Source organism: Pandoraea oxalativorans, from assembly GCF_000972785.3.
GTDB lineage: Bacteria > Pseudomonadota > Gammaproteobacteria > Burkholderiales > Burkholderiaceae > Pandoraea > Pandoraea oxalativorans.
The window spans coordinates 4,174,934-4,193,022 of sequence record NZ_CP011253.3 but is presented as its reverse complement, the minus strand read 5'-3'; the positions used below and the strand labels follow the sequence as shown (position 1 = coordinate 4,193,022).

16 protein-coding genes are annotated in these 18,089 nt (G+C 64.7%); 9 read left to right on the top strand and 7 right to left on the bottom strand.

From position 1 onward, the window contains the following. Positions 1–101: 101 nt before the first annotated feature. Positions 102–806, top strand: a complete 705-nt coding sequence (locus MB84_RS18450; protein ID WP_046292813.1) for a glutathione S-transferase C-terminal domain-containing protein — start codon at positions 102–104, stop codon at positions 804–806. A gap of 64 nt (positions 807–870) precedes the next feature. Here the strand turns inward: MB84_RS18450 and MB84_RS18445 are convergent, their stop codons facing one another. Further along, on the bottom strand, positions 871–2,049 hold the full coding sequence (locus tag MB84_RS18445) for a GGDEF domain-containing protein (protein WP_046292812.1): 1,179 nt from the start codon (positions 2,047–2,049) through the stop codon (positions 871–873). Between the two features lie 134 nt (positions 2,050–2,183). Between MB84_RS18445 and MB84_RS18440 the strand changes: the two genes are divergently transcribed. Continuing rightward, entirely contained in the window at positions 2,184–2,762 is a 579-nt protein-coding gene (locus MB84_RS18440; protein ID WP_084009861.1) for a DUF4019 domain-containing protein, read from the top strand. A gap of 123 nt (positions 2,763–2,885) precedes the next feature. On the opposite strand, the gene MB84_RS18435 is transcribed toward MB84_RS18440, so the two are convergent. Then, complete coding sequence (locus tag MB84_RS18435; RefSeq protein ID WP_052652567.1) at positions 2,886–3,524, bottom strand: GntR family transcriptional regulator; 639 nt, start codon at positions 3,522–3,524, stop codon at positions 2,886–2,888. An 899-nt stretch (positions 3,525–4,423) separates the two neighbouring features. On the opposite strand from MB84_RS18435, the gene MB84_RS18430 reads away from it, so the two are divergent. Beyond that, the gene (locus MB84_RS18430) at positions 4,424–5,575 is read left to right on the top strand and encodes an alpha/beta fold hydrolase (RefSeq protein WP_065225802.1); all 1,152 of its coding nucleotides are present in this window, start codon (positions 4,424–4,426) and stop codon (positions 5,573–5,575) included. A gap of 24 nt (positions 5,576–5,599) precedes the next feature. Here MB84_RS18430 and MB84_RS18425 read toward each other — a convergent pair whose 3' ends face one another. Further along, positions 5,600–6,199: a GNAT family N-acetyltransferase gene (locus MB84_RS18425; RefSeq protein ID WP_046292810.1), complete on the bottom strand. Its 600-nt coding sequence runs from the start codon at positions 6,197–6,199 to the stop codon at positions 5,600–5,602. Next, positions 6,199–6,789, bottom strand: a complete 591-nt coding sequence (locus MB84_RS18420; RefSeq protein ID WP_046292809.1) for a helix-turn-helix domain-containing protein — start codon at positions 6,787–6,789, stop codon at positions 6,199–6,201. The genes MB84_RS18425 and MB84_RS18420 overlap by 1 nt, the downstream gene beginning before the upstream one ends. 135 nt (positions 6,790–6,924) lie before the next feature. Here MB84_RS18420 and MB84_RS18415 point away from each other — a divergent pair, with 135 nt between their 5' ends. The 6 genes from MB84_RS18415 to MB84_RS18390 all read left to right on the top strand — a co-directional run bounded on the left by MB84_RS18415 (position 6,925) and on the right by MB84_RS18390 (position 14,522). After that, a complete protein-coding gene (locus MB84_RS18415; RefSeq protein ID WP_046292808.1) occupies positions 6,925–7,446 on the top strand; it encodes a GNAT family N-acetyltransferase in 522 nt (173 codons plus the stop codon). A gap of 610 nt (positions 7,447–8,056) precedes the next feature. Beyond that, positions 8,057–11,038: a xanthine dehydrogenase family protein molybdopterin-binding subunit gene (locus MB84_RS18410; RefSeq protein ID WP_046292807.1), complete on the top strand. Its 2,982-nt coding sequence runs from the start codon at positions 8,057–8,059 to the stop codon at positions 11,036–11,038. Further along, complete coding sequence (locus tag MB84_RS18405) at positions 11,035–11,733, top strand: (2Fe-2S)-binding protein (protein WP_046292806.1); 699 nt, start codon at positions 11,035–11,037, stop codon at positions 11,731–11,733. The genes MB84_RS18410 and MB84_RS18405 overlap by 4 nt, the downstream gene beginning before the upstream one ends. 160 nt (positions 11,734–11,893) lie before the next feature. After that, entirely contained in the window at positions 11,894–13,144 is a 1,251-nt protein-coding gene (locus tag MB84_RS18400) for a c-type cytochrome (RefSeq protein WP_046293978.1), read from the top strand. 90 nt (positions 13,145–13,234) lie between these two features. Then, positions 13,235–13,918 carry a helix-turn-helix transcriptional regulator gene (locus MB84_RS18395; RefSeq protein WP_046292805.1) on the top strand — a complete coding sequence of 228 codons (684 nt, stop codon included), beginning with the start codon at positions 13,235–13,237 and terminating at the stop codon, positions 13,916–13,918. Positions 13,919–14,147: 229 nt separating this feature from the next. Continuing rightward, positions 14,148–14,522, top strand: coding sequence for a VOC family protein (locus MB84_RS18390; protein WP_039402439.1), 375 nt, complete (start codon positions 14,148–14,150; stop codon positions 14,520–14,522). 121 nt (positions 14,523–14,643) lie between these two features. On the opposite strand, the gene msrA is transcribed toward MB84_RS18390, so the two are convergent. The 3 genes from msrA to msrB all read right to left on the bottom strand — a co-directional run bounded on the left by msrA (position 14,644) and on the right by msrB (position 18,075). Next, positions 14,644–15,390, bottom strand: a complete 747-nt coding sequence (gene msrA, locus MB84_RS18385) for a peptide-methionine (S)-S-oxide reductase MsrA (RefSeq protein WP_046293977.1) — start codon at positions 15,388–15,390, stop codon at positions 14,644–14,646. A 146-nt stretch (positions 15,391–15,536) separates the two neighbouring features. Next, on the bottom strand, positions 15,537–17,384 hold the full coding sequence (locus MB84_RS18380) for a cytochrome c biogenesis protein DipZ (RefSeq protein ID WP_046292804.1): 1,848 nt from the start codon (positions 17,382–17,384) through the stop codon (positions 15,537–15,539). 76 nt (positions 17,385–17,460) lie between these two features. After that, positions 17,461–18,075: a peptide-methionine (R)-S-oxide reductase MsrB gene (gene msrB, locus MB84_RS31045; RefSeq protein WP_084009860.1), complete on the bottom strand. Its 615-nt coding sequence runs from the start codon at positions 18,073–18,075 to the stop codon at positions 17,461–17,463. Between the last annotated feature and the right edge of the window lie 14 nt (positions 18,076–18,089).

Sequence of the window (18,089 nt, the reverse complement as noted above, 5' to 3'; positions counted from 1 at the left end):
CGTGAACAAGTGACGACGGCGGCGGATGGGGACAGGCTCGTCGCGGCGGTTGCGTCGTGTAATACTCTGCGCCATTCTTTTCGCTCAGGAGCACGCCTGCGATGTTGACACTGCAAACCTTCGGCCCCGCCTTCGGGCTGCCCGATGCAAGTCCGTTCGTCGTCAAGGCGGAGATGCTGCTCAAGCTCGCCGGGGTGCCGTACCGCACCGATCGTGGCGGTTTTCGGCGTGCGCCGAAGGGCAAGCTGCCCTATATCGAGGACGATGGCGAGATCGTCGCCGACTCGACGCTGATCCGGATGCACATCGAGCAGAAGTACGGGGTCGACTTCGACAGGCGTCTGACGCCGGAGCAGCGCGGCGCGGCGTGGATGTTCGAGAAGGCGCTGGAAGATCACTTCTACTGGTATGTCGTGCAGGCACGCTGGTGCGACGACGCGAACTTCGCCAAAGGGCCTGCGTCGTTCTTCCGTTCGATTCCGTGGCCGGTGCGTCCGCTCGCGCAGGCGATGATCCGTCGCAAGATCCGCAACACGCTGCACGGGCAGGGCACCGGGCGTTACAAGCCGGAGGAAGCGACGCGGATACTGGCGCGCGGTGCGCAGGCGGCGGCGCAGATGCTGGGCGACAAGCCTTACTTCTTCGGCGACACGCCGTGCGGTGCCGATGCCACCGCGTTCGCCTTTATCTCAGGCGCGCTGACGCCAGCGTTTCATATGCCGCTGCGCGACGAGATCGAGCAACACCCGAATCTGACAGCTTACGTAGCGCGTATGCGCAGTGAGTTTTTCCCTGAGCTTGCCTGAACCTGTTTGCGCCTTGCCCGCGCGGCGGCGGCGCGTCTCCCGCATCGTCGCCGCGCGGGCGCCGTCAACCCGCTTCGGACGCCGTCTCGTCGCTGGGCAGCACATCGGAGAGCACGAGATTGCGCCCCGAGATTTTCGCGGCGTACAGCGCCCGGTCGGCGCGCATGCACAGGGCTTCGAGGCTTTCGCGTTCGACCCATGTCGCCACGCCGCCGCTCAGCGTGTAGTGGCACACCCCGAAGGGCCCCGCCACCAGATGACGGCTCGCCTGCGTGCGCAGGCGCTCGGCAATGCGAATGGCCCCCGCTGTGTCGGTGCCGGGCAACAGCACCGCGAACTCCTCGCCGCCGAGCCGCCCGAAGACATCGCCCTCGCGCAGACTGTCGCGCACCAGTTTCACGAACTCACGCAACACCGTGTCGCCACCCGCATGGCCGTGGGTGTCGTTGATCGACTTGAAGTGATCCAGATCGATGACGACGATGGACAGCGGCCAGCCGCGCGCCACTGCACGCACCATCTCCTGACGCGCGAGCAGATCGAAATGCTTGCGTGAGAGCGCGCCCGTCAGATAGTCGCGGTTGGCCGCTTCTTCTGCCGTGGCGAGCATCGCATCGTGAATCATCAGCACGGCGCCCATCGTCATCGCGGGCATCACGATCGTACCGATGATGAGCATGATGGTGTTGAACAGCGTGGGTGCGAACACTTCCGGACCGGGCGCGGGCGTCCATCCGAAGATCGCGCCCCGCACGATGTGTGCGACAGAGAACGCCGCTGCCATGGCGGCCGTCAGCCAGTAGTTGTAGCGCTGACGGCGCGGCGGCACGTGACGCAGGATCAGCACCGACACCGCCAGCAGCCAGATCGCGTGATACGCCGAGACGATCACCACGCGCAGCTGTGGGTTGTCGATACCGTAGTAGAAAAACAGGATCGCCGCCGTGAGTACGCCGAGCGACGCCCCCAGCGCGGGCCAGTGCGGCCGCCGGCCGAGAAAGCGCGCGCATCCGGCGAAGTAGAGCAGCAAGCCGCCCGACAGCGTCAGGTTCGCAACGGGGATCGACAGGAAATCGGGAACGACGCCGCGCAATGCGAACAGCGGCAGCGCGACCAGAACGGCGACATTGGCGAGGGACCATTCCCGAACCCCGGCCACGCGTGAGCGTAGCAGGGAACCCACGATCAGCAACATCATGAAGCTGAGCAGTGAGGTGATCGCGAGCAGGGACGTCGTCAACATGGCAATGGCCAATGCGTGGGGGCTGGCATGTGTTGAGCATTGTAATGTACGCCGCGACGCGCGTTACATTCCATTGAGGGCGACGCCAGTAGAATGACCGGGTCAGTCATTTTTGCTTCGAGGATTTTTCGTCAATGCCGACGACCCCATTCAACGCATCCCTTCATTCCCGCCTTTCCGTCCGTTTCCGCCATCGCGCTGCGATGCGTGCGACGGCGCTTGTCCTCGGCGTGGCCACCGGACTCAGCGCCATGTCGGTGCACGCGCAGCAAGAGCCGATGCGACGCCGTGCGGCGCAGCCGCCCTTGTTCGCCACGCCCGCGAGCGGTGCCGAGGCCGGCACGGCACCGGCGGCCGACATCAATCGCGACGTGCGCCCCGCGCTCGAAGCTGCCAACCTGTGGTTGGGGCTTGCCGACATCAACCGTGGGCAACAAAGCTGGGATCAGGCCGCGCCGGTATTTCAGCGGGCGATTTCGGCCGAAGACTGGGCCGCGAATCTGCAAGCCGCGCGTGGGCCGTTGGGGAAGGTGAAGTCACGTAAGACGCTGGATGCTGTCTTTACCCGCACGCTGCCCGGGCAGCCGGACGGGGAATACGTGGTGATTCAGTACGGGACCGTGTTCGAACACAAGGCCGAAGCGCATGAAATGGTCACGATGGTCTTCGGTCCCGACGGTCGCTGGCGCGTCGCCGGTTACCTCGTGCGCTAAGTTCGGCAATGCGGCGACGCAGCGATTGATCGATCAAGCCCGCTCAGGGAGCGGGCCTTTCAGCGTTTCAGCGTCTCAGCGTCTCAGCGTCTCAGCGTCTCAGCGTCTCAGCGTCTCAGCGTCTCAGCGCGGCAGCGCGGGCTCGACGATGTCCATGGTCGTCTCGACGTGGGTGCGGGCGATCTGTTCGGCAAGCGCTTCGTCATGCGCGCGCAGGGCCGCGACCAGTTCGCGATGCTGATCGTTGGTGGTGCGCAGTTGTTCGTCCGAGAACATGACGGGCACGCGCAGCGCCCAGTAATAGAACTGCGTACGTTCGTGAAACTGCGCGATCACGACGTTATCTGCCGCCTTCACGATCAGGTCGTGGAATTCCGTATTGAGACGATTGAGCGCCAGACGCGGCAGATTGGCCGTCGGCTCCATCTGTTCGATGAGGGCATCGAGCGCGTCGCACATCTCGGGCGAAATTTTGCGTGCCGCCAGGCGGGCGGTCTCGGATTCGATGGCGATACGGCTCTCGAAGATGGTGCGCACGGGCAGATGATCGGCTCCCTGAACTTCCCAGCCACGGTTACGGGCGATAAAGCCTTCGCCTTGCAGGATCAGCAACGCTTCGCGCACGGGCGTGCGACCGACGCCCAGCAATTGAATCAGATCGTCCTCGATGAGGCGCTGCCCCGGCTTGAGCTCCGAAGCGAGAATCATTCCGCGGATCTTGCTCCGCACTTCACCGGTAATCAGGTTGCTGGGCGCTTTCATCTGATGCTTGTGTCTTCCCTAGAGCCGGCGCGTGCGCCGTGTACTTCGACTTCGGTGAGCGTTGCCGACCTCGCCGGACCGCTCGGGCATGAGACTGCACGATGTAGGTGTCATGCATGCATCCGGGCGCGTCGTGTGCCCTGTCCCCCCATGCCGCTGCGGATTTTACCGAGTTTCTTTCGGCACCCCGAAAACCGTTCCCAAAAGGTCAAAGTCTTGCCAGTCATGCGCGACAGGCACGACGCCGGTCCGGTTTTGCACAATTCTTTTGGTTTCCGAAGCGAGGGCTCGCTTATACGCACGTTTGAAGTGTCGGAAAAGTACCATAACGCGAGGCGTGGCGGGGTTCGCGCTCACTTACTTGTGGTGTGAGCACCCACCGTCATAGCGTTGCGGGTACCGAAACATGCGAGACGCCGCGGCGCTGGAAAATTGCTGAAGATGTGAAGAAAGCGCCGCGAATAACCCCTCAAAAATAATGGGTATTCGCCAGCCGGTTCGTTCGGGCTTCCGTCGACGGTTGCCATTTTTCGCCAGCTTTTTCCCAGCATGCGGGATTCGGCCGACGCCGCATGTGATCGGTCAGCGTGTCACGGCAGCGATTTGTTTGTGAAAACGGTCAAATGAGAATAATTCAGGGCGATTGTTGATGGAATCGGTGCAAACCCGCCGAACACCCGGACGCTCGATTGCACCTGGCCCCGAATGTCGCTCCCAGCCAGCGCTGCCCTTCGTGAAATGCCGTCGCATGGCAGAATCGACGCAACCGCATTCGTCCTCTTTGTCTGCGTCGCTCTGTTTTCTTCGGGCTGTTTTCTTCGCGTTGTTCTCGTCGCGCTGTTCTCATTGTTTTCCCTGTCGAACTTGCGTGCTTCGGCGCGCCCCTCACTCATCGACTCATGCCTTCATCGCTCTCCCAGTGCATGCACCGTTTGTCGCGATACGTCGTTGCGACCCTGCGCGCCGGTGCGCTCGTCGGTTTCACTTCGCTCGTCGCCGCAAGCGAGGCGGGGGCGGCAAGTGCCGCGCCCACGCTCCCGGCCAGCGCTCCCCCGGCGAATGCCTCGGCGAGCGGTCCGCTGAATGCCAGGGCCAGTCCCGACAGCAACGCCGGTCCCGCTTACGGTCCGGAATTGCAGGGCTTCGACTATCCGTATCCGGTCAATCGCTTCGACTTCACGTCGCAGCGCACGCCGCTGCATATGGTCTATCTCGACGTGAAGCCGTCGCAGCCGAATGGCCGGACCGTCGTCCTGCTGCATGGCAAGAATTTCTGCGCGGCGACCTGGAGGGAGACGATCGACACGTTATCGGGCGCGGGCTACCGCGTCATCGCGCCGGATCAGATCGGCTTCTGCAAATCGAGCAAGCCCGCGCAGTATCAGTACAGCTTCCAGCAACTGGCGAACAACACGCATGCATTGCTCGCGTCGCTGGGTATCGAGACGGCGACCGTCGTCGGGCATTCCACCGGCGGCATGCTGGCGGCGCGCTACGCGCTGATGTATCCGGATGAGACGCAGCAACTGGTGCTCGTCAATCCTATCGGTCTGGAAGACTGGAAGGCGATGGGGGTGCCGTCGAAGACGGTGGACGAGTGGTTTGACCGCGAGTTGCGCACGAGCGCCCCGGGCATCCGTCGCTATGAACAAGCGACGTACTACGCCGGACAATGGAGCGAGCGCTACGAGCCGTGGGTGCAGATGCTCGCAGGGATGTACCGCGGCCCGGGCAAGCGCATCGTCGCGTGGAATTCGGCGTTGCTCTACGACATGATCTATACGCAACCAGTCGTGTACGAACTCGGGCAGATTCGCGTGCCGACGTTGCTGATGATCGGTGACAAGGACACCACCGCCATCGGCAAGGATTTCTCACCGCCAGAGGTGCAGGCGCGCGTCGGGCACTACGCCGAGCTGGCCAAAACGACGCAAGCCCGAGTTCCCGGTTCCACGCTCGTCGAATTCCCCGATCTGGGGCATGCCCCGCAGATGCAGGACCCGGTGGCGTTTCACAGGGCGCTGCTGGCCGGACTGGCGGCGCTGCGCTGACGGACGTGTCGGTGGCGGGCGGCGTCAGAGGTGCTTGTAATAGAACGTTGTCGCGCAGAAACCGCCGTCAGGCATGAGGGCGAACTTCGGCACGTCGCCCGCGCGCTGCCAGCCGCTGCGCTGGTAGAGGCGCTCGGCATCGCCGCCGGTGACGGTGTCCAGTACCAGCACGTGGCGATCGAAGGCACGTGCGACGTCGTCCAGCGCAGCCATCAGTTGCGCCGCGACCCCCTGACGTCGTGCAGAACGGTGCACGAGCATCTTGGCGACGTCGGCGCGATGCGGCTGATTCTCAGGCAGATCGAGGACCAGTTGCACCGTGCCGACGATTGCGCCGTCGTCTTGTGCGCCGGGCGCACCGCGCGCCCTCGGCGCTTTATGACGCGCCACGAGCAACACCCGTTCTCCGCGACCGACGCTTGCTGCCACCTTGCGCCAGAACGCCGTCGCGCGCTCACGCGTGAGCGGCAACATGAAGCTCACCGACGCGCCGCCTTCGACGCAATCGATCAGCACGTCGGTCAGCGCATCGACGACGGCGAGCGCCTGATCGCCATCGAGTTGTTCAACGACGATTTTCCCGGGTGCAGTGGGGGTGACAGGAAGGGCGGTGTCGCGGGGCATCAGGGCATTCTCCGGGGAGCGACGAACGGCAGCGTCACGAGCCCGACGAGATAGCGGGCAGTGGCCGACGCAGGATTATGAAAGCCGATCGGTTGATCGAGGCGCATCGCCAGGCAATCGCCGGTATCGAGTCGCCACGTGGTGTCGCCGAGCGTGATTTCGATGGTGCCGTCGACGACCCAGATCTGCTGCCAGACTTCGTTGTCTCGCGCGCCGGTGTCGTAGGCGACACGCTCGCCCGGCGGGAAATGCACTTCCACGAACTGGAGCGGTGACGGTTGGGCTGGCGAGAGGTTGCGTCTCACATAGCCGGAATCCGGATCGGTCCACACCGGCTGATCGGCACGACGGGCGAGCGGCGAGGGCGGCTTGTCGTCCTTCGCGTGGGCGTCGAAGAGCGAAGCCAGCGTGACGTCGAGCGCCGTGGCGAGCTTTTCCAGCACATTGGCCGTCGGGCTCGTTTGCGCACGCTCGATGAGCGAGATACTCGAGCGACTCACGCCGCTGCGCTCCGCCAACGTGTCGAGGGAATAGCCGCGCTCGCTGCGCAGGTCGCGTACGTGACGGGCAATGCGTTCGTTGATATCCATGAATTCCAGTTTAATGGAAATTAATTTCTAGTAAACTAGATGTCACTCGATGCATTGCCGAAGCGTGACCCGACGTGTTGCCAATGGGCTGACTGAGCCGTCCACCGACGGCACCTTGCTTGCAGGACCACTGATATGACTTCCCCGACCCGTGCGCTGACGACGCTGACGATCCGCGACGCCCTCGATGCCGATCTTCCCGTGATCCGCGACATATACAACGATGCCGTCGAGCACACGACAGCCATCTGGAACGAGATCCTGGTGGATCTGGAGAGTCGTCGCGAGTGGCTGGCGGCGCGTCTGAAGCGCGGGTACCCGGTGATCGTCGCCGAGCGCGACGGCAAGACGCTCGGCTACGCATCGTTCGGCGACTGGCGCGCGTTCGACGGCTACCGTCACACCGTCGAGCATTCGATCTATATCGACAAGAATGCGCGCGGCGGCGGCATCGGTGAGGCGCTTATGCGCGCACTGATCGAGCGCGCCCGTGCCCTCGACGTCCACGTGATGATTGCGGCCATCGAAGCGCAGAACACATCGTCGATTCGTCTGCACGAAAAGCTGGGCTTTCGGCGGGTCGGCACCTTCAGCGAAGTGGGCACGAAGTTCGGTCGCTGGCTCGATCTGACGTGCATGGAATTGCGTATTGCCTGATACCTCGCGCGCGTACCGCGCGCCATCGCCGCGACCGCTCGCGCGCAACAAAAAAGCCGCACCGCACCATCGCTTCGATGCCGCTGTGTCCCATCGGATATAGCGGCATTTCTCATTGGACATAGGCAACATCACGCGAGGCGAATGTCGCCTGCACGCGCTCGTCGCACGGTGCGCCGTGCGTTGCACAGCGCGTGCGTTCTCACGCGGTGCGTCATGTCAAATCTTGTCAATCTCAGAGGTGGCGTGTAGGCTTGAAACGTCCGGTGTCACTCATGAAGCGTGTTCTTATAGAACTTCACGAGCGCATCACGGCACGCGAATGTTACGCATTGCGAACATGCATCGTGGGTCAGCGGCGTCGTGTTTTCCGTGGTGACCGCGTGAATCGTTGCAGTGCCGTTTTGTCGTTCGGGAGTTGCAGGGCCGCAATGGTGATCGTGGCACGTCCCCCCAAAACAAGACGGACGGAACGCATATGCCGCGCCTGCCAAGAAAACACTGTCCGACAGCGGCTGTGTCGAGCGAAGACGCTCGTCATGACGCTGCTTCCGCAACCCCCCATACACTTCCGAATTCCGCCGATCCCGAAGCGTCTGCTGGCTTCGCGATGACGCGTCGCGGCTTTCTCAGGGCGTCGGTCGTCGCGGGCATCTCCGTGTACATCGCGCCGATGGGAAGTCGCGCGTTCGCGGCGCTCTTCGAGGACAAGAACCTCACGCCGGTCGCCTGGGATGCTGCCAGGGGACAAGCCAAATTCCGTATCGACGGCACGGCCAAAGTCACCGGCAGCAAGATCTTTGCGCGTGACGTGCGCGCGCGCGACATGCCGGGCTGGCCCGCGCAGCAGGCGCATGCGTTCGTGCTACGCGCGACGCTCGCCGACCGTCCATATCTCGGCTTCGATCTCTCGCGCCTGGACGACGGTCTGCAACCCGACCGCGTGGTGACGGCAGAGGATCTCGCACGCGACGGCATCGCGTTCCCCGAGTTCTACGGCGACGACATGCTGTTGCCGGTCGGCAAGACACCGGCGTATCTCGGTCACGCGGTCGCCATCCTCGTCTATCGCGACTTCGCGCGTTTTCGCTTCGCCAAGGACAAGCTCAAGTTCCACGACGAAATCATTCGCTACGGCGACGTCACGGGGCCGCTGGAGCGTGACCCGTGGGGCAGTTTCCGTTACGTGCGCGTGGGCGGCAAGACGGCGTATGACGATGACGTTTACTCCAGTCTCAAGGACGCCCCGATCTTCCCGAGCATGATGCGCAAGCACCTGCCGGTGTGGCCCGACGGTAACGATCACGGTAAGCTCGACGAGCAGGGCATGGCGTACGCAGGCAAGATCGGCGAATCGCTCTCGCATCCGCCGGCGAACTGGCTGGTGATGTCGCGCGAGTACCGCACGCAGTCCGTCGACACGGCGGCGCTCGAACCCGATAACGCCAACTGCTGGTACGACGCCGCCACGCAGACGCTGCACATGGTGGTGCCCACGCAGTCGCCGTCCGAAGTCGCCGAGAACGCGGCTGCGATGGCCGCGAAGGGGCATTTCCCGGTGAAGCGGCTGATCGTCTATCCGTGCTACACGGTGGGCTACGGCTCGAAAGGCCACTACAACATGCCGTTCTATGGGCTGGCCGCTGCGATGTACGGCGACGGCTTGCCGGTGCGCCTCGCCAACGATCGTTACGAGCAGTTTCAGACGTCGCTCAAGCGTCACGCCTTCACGATGCGCTATCGCATCGGCGTCGACAAAGAGACCGGCATGCTGCAAGCGTTCACGGCCGACATGGAGTGCAACGGCGGCGGACGCATGAACTTCTCGCCGTCGGTGGCGATGGTGGGCGCGACGGCGGCCCAGTCCATCTATTACTTCCCGCAGAGCGATCTGGCAAGCGTGGCGATTGCGTCGCGCGCCATCGATGCGGGGTCGGCGCGTGGCTACGGCACCTTGCAGTCGATGGCCGCGACCGAAATGATGATCGACGAGATGGCGGCGCAACTTGGCGTCGACGCCATGGACTTCCGTCTCAAGAACGCGCTGCGCTCGGGCATGAAAAACACGCAGGGTGCGATTCCTGCGGGTGCGGTGCGCGTGGACGAAGTGCTCGCACGCGCGAAGGCGCATCCGTTGTGGACGCAGCGCGACAAGAAAAAGGCCGAGTACGAGGCGGCGCACCCGGGGCGTCGCTACGGCGTGGGTTTTGCCTGCGTGCAGAAGGACTTCGGCACGGGCGCGGAGACGTCGTTCGCGCGCGTGGAGTTCGACGAAACCGGCAAGATTTCGCTGCATCACACGGCGGCCGAAATTGGCACGGGCACGTCGACGTCGCAGGCCGTAGCCGTGGCGAAGTGGCTCGGCATGCCCGCCACCGAGGTGCACATCGCCATCACCGACTGGCCCGAATTGCCGGTGGTGACCAGCGGCGATCCGTATCTGATGTCGCAGGCCGATCAGGACAGACTCGCCGCCAATCCGCGCTGGTCGCCGGGGTATGCGTCGCCGTCGAGCGCGACGAACTCGGCCTTCTATTTCACGCACAGCACGCGCGAAGCGGCGCGTCTGCTGTTCCTGCAAGGGCTGTGGCCGGCGGCGCTGTCGATCTGGCGTCGCGGGCTGGGCGGCGGGCAGGCCGCGCCGCTCGTCGTGCGTGCGGAAGATGCCCGCTGGGTCGACGGCAAGCTCTCGGCCGCCGGACTCGAAGCGTTGCCGCTCGGCTTGCTGGCGAAGACGGCCTACGAGCAGGGCTTCGTGACGGGCGCGACGGTGCACGTCTTCAACCGCTGGCAGTGGGCCGAAGCGGACTGGGATCTGGGAGACGGCGTGACGCAGCGTCTGCCGGTCGACGGCATCGCCCTGCGCTTCGGCAAGGGCGGGGCCAACGCATCGGCCGCTGGTGCGCAAGCGCCTGCCACGCAGACGCCGGCTGCCAAGGGTACACACCGTAGCGGCAACGCACCGGCGAAGTCGGCTTCATCGGCGATGGCAGCGGCGGCGGCGTCCGGTGCGCAGGGCGCGAAGGGGGCGCCGCAGCCCGCCGCAGCGGGGCAGCAAGTGGCGGCCCCCACGCCCGCGACCGGCTATCGCACGATGGACCGCAAGCGCGTGTATTACCCGCCCGTGCAGCGAAACAACGCGGCGGTGACGTATTACAGCGCCGTGGGCACGCTCGTCGGATTGTCCGTGCACGAAGCGTCGGGCAAGGTCGAATTGCTCACGCACCACTCCATCATGGAGTGCGGCAATCAGATCTCGCCGCAACTGGTTTCAGGCCAATTGCAGGGCGGTCTTGCGATGGGCATCGGTCACGCCTTGCACGAGTACCTGCCGTTATACGAAGACGGCCCCGGCAACGGCACGTGGAACTTCAATCGTTATCACCTGCCGCGCGCGGTGGACGTCGCCGTGTGGACGCAGACAGGTGAAGTGCTGCCTCCGATCTCCGAGACGGACGTGCCCAAGGGCATTGCCGAAGTCGTGATGATCCCGGTGGTGGGCGCGATTGTGAACGGCCTCGCGCACGCGATCGGCCATCGATTTACAGCGTTGCCGGTGACACCGGAGAAAATCCAGGAGGTACTGGCATGACGGATACGAGTAGCGCACCGCAGGCCGCGTCGAATGCGAACGCGGCCTCAGGCGCCGAAGCCCCAATGAACATCGCGAGCGCGGCGAGTGCCGCTGCCGCAGCACCGGCTGTCCCCGCTGCATCGCCTGCGCCCGCCAGCGGCAAGAAGCCGTGGGAGACGTTGCCCGTGACGGTCAAGATTAACGGCGAGTCGCACGGTCCGATGGACGTACCCGCCGGTCTCATGATGATCGACTTCCTGCACGAGACGCTGGGCCTGACCGGCTCGCGTCTGGGCTGCGGTCAGGGCATCTGCCACGCCTGCGTGGTGATCGTCGATCACGCCGACGGCACCAGCGAAACGGTGCGCACCTGCATTACCGGCGCGAACTATTTCGACGGCAAGACAGTGCGTACGGTGGAAGGCCACGCGACGCGTGACGCCGATGGCCAAGTCACGCTCGCCCCCATCCAACAGGCGTTCCTCGATCACTTCAGCTTTCAGTGTGGCTACTGCACGCCTGGCTTCGTGAACGCGGCAACGGTGCTGATCGAGCGACTGAAGCGCAACCCGATTGCACGCGCCGATCTGGAAGGTGCGATCACCGAAGGACTGAACGATCAGATCTGCCGGTGCACGGGCTACGTGCGCTACTACGAGGCCGTGCGCGACGTCGTACTGAAGACGCCCGGTTGCATCAAGGACTCGAAATGAGGGGCGCGAAATGAGGGAAACTGCTATGCACCTGACGCGCGTCACCCGATGGAGCGTTCGCTCGGCATGTCTCGCCGCCGTGATGCTTGTGAGTGCGTGCAACGATTCGACGACGCCGAAGCCGCCCGAGCCGGGCAAACCACCGCAGCCGAAAACGTCGATGGTGCCGTCGCTCGTGACGAGCGCGATGGCGGCGGATGCGCCTGCTGCGGCATCGGTCCCGGCGTCCGCATCATCGGTGTCGGCCGCCGCCGCCGCACCCGCCACGACACCGGCCGCTCCGTCCGGGCTGATCGCTCGCGGCAAGTATCTGACGCGCGCGGCCGACTGCGCCGCGTGCCATACGCGTGGGGACGGTGCGCCGTTTGCTGGGGGCGTGCCGCTCAAGTCGCCGTTCGGCACGTTCTACGGCACGAACATCACGCCGGACAAGGCGAACGGCATCGGCGGCTGGACGGCCGACGAGTTCTACCGCGCGTTGCATGACGGCATCGCACCGGACAAGGCGTTGTACCCGGCCATGCCGTACACGTCCTACCGGCAGATGACGCGCGCGGACAGCGACGCCATCTATGCTTACCTGATGTCGGTTAAACCCGCCGCCGTGCCTAATCGCAAGCACGACCTTTCGTTCCCGTACAACGTTCGCATGGCCATGCGCGCATGGGACTGGATGTTCCTCAAGGACACGCTGCCCGATGCGTCCAAAGGCCAGTCGGCGGACTGGCTGCGCGGGCGCTATCTCGCCAACGCGCTGGGCCACTGCGCGGAATGCCACACGCCGCGTGGCACGTTCGGTCAACTGGACAAGGCGAAGCCGCTCGGCGGCGCTGCGCTCGCGCGTATCGCTGCACCCGATCTGACGCCTGAGGCGCTGGCGGCACGCGGCTGGACGGTGAAGGATCTGCGAACGTTCCTTGGCACCGGCATTGCGCCCCAAGGCTCGGCGTTTGGCGAGATGTATCCGGTCGTGCATCTGAGCACGCAGTACCTCACGCCGGACGACCTGCGTTCGCTCTCGACGTACCTGCTCGGCGACGCACCACCCGCGCCGACGCCGTTGCCGCAGAACCCGGACACGAGCAAGCTGATGGCGGGACGCAATATGTATCTGGCGGTGTGCGCCGGATGCCACGCGGCGGACGGCACCGGCAAGCCGCACGTGGCCGTCTCGATGCTGGGCAATTCGACCGTACGTCAGAAGGATCCGCGCAATCTGATCGGCACGATTCTCGATGGTGTGGAAGCGCAGAAATTCCCGGGGCTGGAAGCGATGCAGGACATGCCGGGCTTCGACAAACGTCTGACCGATGCGCAGATCTCCGAGCTGACCAACTACCTGCGCGTGGCCTACGGCGGGCAGGCGGGCGATGTGAACTCCGAGATCGTCAAGCAGTTGCGTCAGAAGTAATGCGGACGGTGTAAGACAAAGGTCAAACCGACAACCGCACTGCGTCGCACGGCACCGCATCGCGCGGGACATGGCGCATAATGACGCGCCATGTCCCGCACACAACGTCTCTTCTCCCTCATGCAATTGCTGCGCCGTCACCGCTATCCGGTGTCGGGGGCCGCGCTCGCCAGTTCGCTGGGCGTGAGCCTGCGCACGCTCTATCGCGACATCGCCGAATTGCAGTCGCAGGGTGCGCATATCGAGGGGGCGCCGGGGCTGGGGTACGTCCTCAAGCCGGGCTTCATGTTGCCGCCGCTGATGTTCTCGGAAGAGGAGATCGAGGCGATCGTGCTCGGCTCGCGCTGGGTCGCCAGGCGCACCGACGGCGCGTTGGCGGACGCGGCGGCGAACGCACTCGCGAAGATCGCGGCGGTGTTGCCGTCGGACCTGCGCACGTCGCTCGAGGCGTCGACATTGCTCATCGGACCGGGCGATCCGCTGCCGCCGATGATCGTCGATCTGACCGATATTCGCGAGGCCATTCGCGCCGAGCGCAAACTTCATCTGTCCTATCGCGACGAAGCCGGACGCCTGTCCGAGCGCGTTGTCTGGCCGTTCGCGCTGGGTTTCTTCGACCGCGTTCGCATGATCCTCGCGTGGTGCGAGTTGCGCGACGATTTCCGCAGCTTTCGCGCCGACCGCATCGAAGCCATGACGGTCACCGAAACGCGTTATCCACGCGGACGCCGCACCTTGCTCAAGGCGTGGCGCGAGACGTCGGGAAAGGGTTGAGCCTGACAAGGTTGCTCCGGCGATCCAATGCGTCCGAAGCATGAGAAAAATCCACCCTCGGATGCATCGAATTCACGTTTGAAAATGGCGTTCGACTGCTGACAAAATCTGACAGCATCGCTTCGTACGATGGCGTTCATGGCAGCGCGCAACGGCTTTCATTCTCGGCGTGACCGAGACGCGTGCTGGCGATGAGAACGTCATAGATAACGAACGACAGGAGCTTGTCATGCTGCATCCGGATATGGTGAATTTGTACGTCGCGAGTCCCCCTGAGAGCGCGGGTTTCTACGCCGAGCTGTTCGGCATGGAGCCGGTCGAAGCGTCGCCGGGGTTTGCGTTGTTCACGCTGCCTACGGGCATGAAGTTGGGGTTGTGGGCGCGTTATTCGGTCGCGCCGACGGTGATCGCGCCACCGGGCGGCAGCGAGGTGGTGTTTCCTGTGCAGTCCAAAGCACACGTCGATGCGACGTGGGAAGACTGGAGCGCACGCGGCATCACGATCCTGCAGGCGCCGACGGATATGGACTTCGGTCGGACGTTCGTGGCGTCGGACCCCGACGGTCATCGTCTGCGTGTGTATAAGCTGTCGGACGAGCGTTAACGTTTGGGGCGACGACCGCCACGGCGAACGGGGTGCGGTGACGTGCCTCGCCAGCCCATAGCCAGCCCATAGCCGGTATGACGACCGGCTGTGCGCTGGAGGCTTCGATGACTTCGTTCGACTACTTCGCCGACGCCGTCTTTACGAGGACCGGCGTGTCGCGGTACTGCGCGGGGAAGACCCGTTTGAGATCCTTCACCTTCGGCAGATCGTTGATCACGATGTACGGATAGTTCGGATGCTCCGTCAGGAAGTCCTGATGATACGTTTCGGCGGCATAGAAACCCGTGTACTTCTCCACTTTCGTCGCGATGGGTTTGCTGTACGCATGGGAGGCGTCGAGCTGCGCGATGTAGGCGGTCGCGACCTGACGCTGCGCGTCGGTCATCGGGAACACCGCTGAGCGGTATTGCGTGCCGCTGTCCGGGCCCTGACGGTTCACCTCCGTCGGGTTGTGGGCCACCGAGAAGTAGATTTGCAGCAGCTTGCCGTAAGAGACCTGCTGCGGGTCGAACGTGACCTGCACCGACTCGGCGTGTCCCGTCGAGCCGCTGCTCACGGTTTCGTAATCGGCGGTCTTGGCGGTGCCCCCGGCGTAGCCGGACTCGGCCTTCGTCACGCCCTTCACGTGCTGGAAGACACCTTGCACGCCCCAGAAGCAGCCGCCTGCGAAGACAGCCGTTTCGGTCCGGGCGCCGGTCGACGGTTCGTCGAGCTTCGGTGCGGCGATGACGACGGACGGCTCCGCGCTGCCGAAGGCGTACGCGCCGATTTGCCACGCGAAGACCCCGGAGGCGACGGCGGCCGTGCCGAGGAGCACGCGTCGCAGGCGGGAGGCGGGCGAAGTGGGACGGGACGACTTCTGCATCTGATGCTTCGAATTGGACTGGGTCATTTCAAAACTCCCGGCGTCGACGGACGCCACGGTGGCGACAGATATTGATGGATGCGGAGAAGATTCGGTGCGCTCCGTGATGCCGTTAGCGATGCTTCCTGCGAAGCGCCCGATCGGTCTCAACCAAATGTGAATGCGTAAGCCGATGCGCCCGGATCGAGAAACTCAATGGCGAACGTGCGGTCTTGCACGTCGCCCGTCTGGCGCACCAACTGATAAAGACGTTGCGAGGTCACGGTGCCCGTGCCGTCGGCAGCCACGTCGGTGCCATGCGCGTTGCCCGGCGCCTGAGCGTCGAGCGTCACACGAAAGCGCACGGGCTTGCCGTTGGCGTCCGGCCCGAGCACGAGGTGCAGATCGCGGGCATGGAAGCGATAGACGATGCGTGCACCGGCTTGCGTGGCCGTGGCCTGTTCCGGGCCGACATTCCAGTGTCCGGCGAGTCCCCAGTCGTTCAGCGACGGTGCGCCCGGCGCGCGATAGTCGCTGACGGCGTCCTTCACTGCACCGCCCGGCGACGTGAAGTGCTCGGCGCGCGCATACCCGACATAGGTTTCCGGCGAGCCCACGTCGCTCATGTCGGGCGCTTGCTCGACACCGGCGGTCTTCACGTCGGCGATGCCGTCGGCGACTTGTTTCGCCCCGGCTTCGCGCAGCAATTGCTGGATCACGCGTTCCGATTCGGCGTAATTGCCCTCACCGAAGTGGTGATAGCGCACGCGACCCTGCGCGTCGACGAAGTAGTGCGCCGGCCAGTACTGGTTGTTGAAGCCGCGCCAGATGGCGAAGTTGTTGTCGATGGCGACCGGATAGTCGACACCCAGATCTTTCACCGCCTTCTTGACGTTGTCGATGTCGCGCTCGAAGGCGAATTCGGGGGCATGCACGCCGATGACGACCAGCCCCTGATCGCGGTACTTCTGCGCCCACGCCTTCACGTAGGGCAGGGTGCGCAGGCAGTTGATGCACGAGTACGTCCAGAAGTCGACGAGGACGACTTTGCCGCGCAGTGCCTGAGCCGTGAGCGGGGGCGAGTCGAGCCATTGCACGGCGCCGTCGAGCGAAGGCAACTGCCCCTCGACCGGCAGCGGTGCGGGTTCATGCGCGGCGGTGCGGACCACGGCATTGCTCGCGGCCGTCATGGCCGGGCTGTTGGCGGTGGTGTTCGCATCGGTTTGCGGCGCTTGCGGTGCGTTGCCGCTGTCGTTGCCGTTGGTATTTCGGCGCGCGCCCAACTGATCGACCAGATGCTGTTCGATGCCGCCGGTCGAGGCCGTCGAAACCTGTGCCAGCACGCCCGTATCGAGGCCCAGGGCAATAGCGGCGACGCCTGCGAGCATCAGACCGCCGAGCACGCGGCGAATCCACTCGCCTGCGCCCAGCGAGCGCTTCATGGTGGCGAAGACGCATCCACCGACGATCAGGGCCAGTGCGAGCGACGTGGCAGCGCCTGCGGCGTACGCGACGAGCAGCAGCGTCGTGCCGGCGCTCGCGCCTTGCAGTGCGGCGCCCGTCAGCACGAGGCCGAGGATCGGGCCAGCGCACGGTGCCCAGAGCAGGCCCGTAGCAATGCCAAGCAGGAACGACGCGCCGGGACCGGTGCCCCTGGATTCGCCCGAGGCGTTGTCGTCGCTCTGTGCGGATTGCGTCAGACGGTTGCCCAGCGACACGAGCGGGTGTGTGAGGCGCTCGGCGAGCTTCGGAAAGAGCAGCGTCGCGCCGAACACGGCGACGAGCGCGAGCGCCAGCCAGCGGCCGTATTGGTTGGCCTGCACGACCCAACTACCGCCGACGGCGGCCAGCGTGGCGACCAGTGCGAACATCAGCACCATGCCCGCGAGCATGGGCAGCACGCTGCGCGAGAACGACTGACCGGCACGCGAGAACACGAACGGCAGCACCGGCAAGATGCACGGGCTGACGATCGTCAGAATCCCGCCGAGGTACGCAAGGATGAGCAAAGTCATGAAGCGCTCCTTGAGCGGCGTCCGACCTGCGGACGCTGTGAGCTTTTATTCGGGGCTACGTCGTAGCGGGCCGATATCAGGCGGCTTGCGGACGGAACGTCATCGCAAGACCGTTCATGCAATAGCGCAGGCCGGTCGGCTTGGGACCGTCGTCGAAGACGTGGCCCAGATGGCCGCCGCAACGGCTGCAATGCACTTCCGTGCGCACCATGCCGAAGCTCCGGTCCGTATGCGTGCCTACGGCCTTGTCGAGCGGCGTCCAGAAGCTCGGCCAGCCGGTGTGGCTGTCGAACTTCGTGCGCGACGAGAACAGCGGCTGCGCGCAGCCCGCACAGGCAAACGTGCCTGCACGGTGCTCGTCGTTGAGCGGGCTGGAGTACGGACGTTCGGTGCCTTCCTGACGCAGGATCTCGTATTGACCGGCGCTAAGGCGCTTGCGCCATTCGGCGTCGCTCATGGCCACCTCGAAGTGTTCAGTGACCTTCGCGTTGGGGCCGTCGGCCGCCAAGGCCGGGCGCACCAGACGCGGCACCAGCCCGGCGGCCGCTGCGGCGGCGGCCGCCGTCGCGCTCAGTAGAAACAAACGGCGCGCGGGTGTGGGGGCGGCGCTCGCCGCCACGGCACGTGCGGGCCGCGTCGCCGGTGTGTCGGGCTTCCGGGGTTTGGGCGGGTACAAATCGGACAATCTCATGACATCCTCCGGTC

Bases quoted from the DNA above. Each gene is read 5' to 3' on its own strand.
- MB84_RS18450 (WP_046292813.1), top strand. From the start codon at position 102: ATGTTGACACTGCAAACCTTCGGCCCCGCCTTCGGGCTGCCCGATGCA.
- MB84_RS18445 (WP_046292812.1), bottom strand. From the start codon at position 2,049: ATGTTGACGACGTCCCTGCTCGCGATCACCTCACTGCTCAGCTTCATG.
- MB84_RS18440 (WP_084009861.1), top strand. From the start codon at position 2,184: ATGCCGACGACCCCATTCAACGCATCCCTTCATTCCCGCCTTTCCGTC.
- MB84_RS18435 (WP_052652567.1), bottom strand. From the start codon at position 3,524: ATGAAAGCGCCCAGCAACCTGATTACCGGTGAAGTGCGGAGCAAGATC.
- MB84_RS18430 (WP_065225802.1), top strand. From the start codon at position 4,424: ATGCCTTCATCGCTCTCCCAGTGCATGCACCGTTTGTCGCGATACGTC.
- MB84_RS18425 (WP_046292810.1), bottom strand. From the start codon at position 6,199: ATGCCCCGCGACACCGCCCTTCCTGTCACCCCCACTGCACCCGGGAAA.
- MB84_RS18420 (WP_046292809.1), bottom strand. From the start codon at position 6,789: ATGGATATCAACGAACGCATTGCCCGTCACGTACGCGACCTGCGCAGC.
- MB84_RS18415 (WP_046292808.1), top strand. From the start codon at position 6,925: ATGACTTCCCCGACCCGTGCGCTGACGACGCTGACGATCCGCGACGCC.
- MB84_RS18410 (WP_046292807.1), top strand. From the start codon at position 8,057: ATGACGCGTCGCGGCTTTCTCAGGGCGTCGGTCGTCGCGGGCATCTCC.
- MB84_RS18405 (WP_046292806.1), top strand. From the start codon at position 11,035: ATGACGGATACGAGTAGCGCACCGCAGGCCGCGTCGAATGCGAACGCG.
- MB84_RS18400 (WP_046293978.1), top strand. From the start codon at position 11,894: ATGGTGCCGTCGCTCGTGACGAGCGCGATGGCGGCGGATGCGCCTGCT.
- MB84_RS18395 (WP_046292805.1), top strand. From the start codon at position 13,235: ATGTCCCGCACACAACGTCTCTTCTCCCTCATGCAATTGCTGCGCCGT.
- MB84_RS18390 (WP_039402439.1), top strand. From the start codon at position 14,148: ATGCTGCATCCGGATATGGTGAATTTGTACGTCGCGAGTCCCCCTGAG.
- msrA (WP_046293977.1), bottom strand. From the start codon at position 15,390: ATGCAGAAGTCGTCCCGTCCCACTTCGCCCGCCTCCCGCCTGCGACGC.
- MB84_RS18380 (WP_046292804.1), bottom strand. From the start codon at position 17,384: ATGACTTTGCTCATCCTTGCGTACCTCGGCGGGATTCTGACGATCGTC.
- msrB (WP_084009860.1), bottom strand. From the start codon at position 18,075: ATGAGATTGTCCGATTTGTACCCGCCCAAACCCCGGAAGCCCGACACA.